Genomic DNA, 2191 nt, shown 5'->3' with positions numbered 1-2191 from the left:
GTCGAGATCCAGCATCAATGCCGAACCCGCATAACCGCCGGTAACCTTCTTGGCCGGGCATCCCATGTTGATGTCGATGATGTCGGCGCCCTCACCGGCGGCGATTCTGGCACCTTCGGCCATGTGCATCGCCTCACGGCCTGCCAGCTGAACCATATGGACGGGCAGGCCGGAGTGGCGTATGCGCAGCTTGAAACCGGCCCTGCCCTTGGCAAGCTCGCCGCTGGCAACCATTTCGGATACGACCAGGCCCGCTCCATGCGCGTGGGCACGCTGCCGGAACGGCTCGTCCGTAATCCCCGACATCGGTGCGAGGAACACGCGATTGCGGATTCTCACGCCACCGACATCGAGCGGCGCGGCCAATTTGGTCAAGTTAACCATGCACAAAAACCAAGCATCTTCATTCGTTGCACATTCTCTAGCCAGAACCGGCGCAATGTGCAACGCGGAATGACGCCACATTAAGGCGCAATTGGGAAAATGCCGGCCTTCGGCTTTGGCCGCGACCAAAGCGCCGCGCGTCGCCGAGGACGCGCAAAAGACGCTTTGGAATTTCATACTTAGCGCACGATCTTTCCGAAAACCGATTACACTTTTCGGGATCGTGCGCTAGGACCAAACAGGCATGACTGACGCAAGTGAAAATCACGTTTCGGGTGCGGATGGCAAGGTCGCGGTGGTGATCGTTGCGGCCGGCCGTGGTGCGCGCGCCGGACAGGCCAACGGACCGAAGCAATATCAACACATTGGCGGCTTTGCCGTCATTGCACACACGCTGGACATTTTTCTGGCCCACCCGCGGACGAGCGAGATCGTCGTCGCCATTCATGCCGATGACCATGAGTTGTTCCGGCAGGCGGCGGGCGCCAATGCCGAGCGCGTCACCGCCATCATGGGCGGGGCGACGAGGCAGGAATCCGTTCGGCTCGGCCTGCTTGCCCTTAGAGGCCACGCGCCGGCGCAGGTCCTGATCCATGACGCCGTGCGTCCGTTTGTCGATGCGGACCTGATAGATCGCACCATCGCCGCCATCGGCGAGCGCGAGGGCGCGTTGCCCGCTTTGCCCGTCGCCGACACGCTGAAGCGCGAATCGGCCTCCGGCGTGGTTGGCGAAACCGTATCGCGCAGCGGGCTTCACGCGGCGCAAACGCCACAAGGCTTTCCGTTCTGGCCCATTCTTGCCGCGCACGAGAAAGCCCGTCATCTGGGAAAAATGGATTTTACCGACGATGCCGCGATCGCCGAATGGGCGCATATTCCGGTCAAGATCGTTCCGGGCTCGCCGGACAATGTCAAACTCACCTGGGCACGGGATATTGCGATGGCGGACCAGCGGCTTTCCGGCGAACGCGTGCGCTTTCCCGACATCCGTACCGGCAATGGCTACGACGTCCACGCCTTCGAACCGGGAGACCATGTCACTTTGTGTGGCGTCGCCATAGCGCACGACAAGAAGCTGTCCGGCCATTCCGACGCCGATGTCGGTCTGCACGCCTTGACCGATGCGCTGCTGGCGACTTGCGGCGCAGGCGACATCGGCACGCATTTCCCGCCATCCGACCCGCAGTGGAAAGGCGCTGCGTCGCGCATATTCGTCGAGCATGCGGCGAAACTGGTCCGCGCGCGCGGCGGCCGCATCGCCAATGCCGACATCACGCTGATCTGCGAAGCGCCGCGCGTCGGCCCGCATCGCGAGGCCATGACCGCAGCCCTTTCGCAGATGCTGGCAATTACGCCGGATCGCATCTCGATCAAGGCCACAACCAATGAGAAGCTCGGCTTTGTCGGGCGCGAGGAAGGCATTGCGGCGATCGCCACCGCCAGCGTGGTGTTTCCCGGCGAGGTGCCGGAATGACCCACAACGAGCTGGCAAATGCCCTGCTGCAAGCCTGCCAGAGACGCGGCATCATGCTGGCAACGGCGGAAAGCTGCACCGGCGGCATGATCATCGCCGCGTTGACCGACATCGCCGGCTCGTCCGCCGTGATCGATCGCGGCTTCATCACCTATTCCAACGAAGCCAAGATGGACATGCTCGGCGTTTCCGCCGCCACGCTCGGGGCGCATGGCGCGGTTTCGCGCGAGACTGCGATTGAAATGGCGGCAGGCGCGCTTGCCCGTTCGCGCGCCGGGCTGACCCTGGCGGTCACCGGGATCGCTGGGCCTGGCGGCGGTTCGGCGGAAAAAC

General features: G+C 63.4%; 3 protein-coding genes. 2 read left to right on the top strand and 1 reads right to left on the bottom strand.

Annotated features, from left to right (window positions below; genetic code table 11):
• Positions 1–384, bottom strand: a 384-nt coding sequence (locus EN984_RS32015) for a tRNA-dihydrouridine synthase (RefSeq protein WP_164765804.1), incomplete at its 3' end; no start/stop codon positions are given.
• A gap of 244 nt (positions 385–628) precedes the next feature.
• Between EN984_RS32015 and EN984_RS32010 the strand changes: the two genes are divergently transcribed.
• Complete coding sequence (locus EN984_RS32010; RefSeq protein ID WP_127267303.1) at positions 629–1858, top strand: bifunctional 2-C-methyl-D-erythritol 4-phosphate cytidylyltransferase/2-C-methyl-D-erythritol 2,4-cyclodiphosphate synthase; 1230 nt, start codon at positions 629–631, stop codon at positions 1856–1858.
• On the top strand, positions 1855–2191 hold a 337-nt coding region (locus EN984_RS32005; protein WP_164765803.1), incomplete at its 3' end, for a CinA family protein. The genes EN984_RS32010 and EN984_RS32005, both read left to right, overlap by 4 nt.

Origin of the sequence: Mesorhizobium sp. M7A.F.Ca.CA.004.12.1.1 (assembly GCF_003997835.1) — a bacterium.
Lineage (GTDB): Bacteria > Pseudomonadota > Alphaproteobacteria > Rhizobiales > Rhizobiaceae > Mesorhizobium.
The sequence above is the reverse complement of the archived record's forward strand: the minus strand, read 5'-3'. Positions and strand labels throughout refer to the sequence as shown.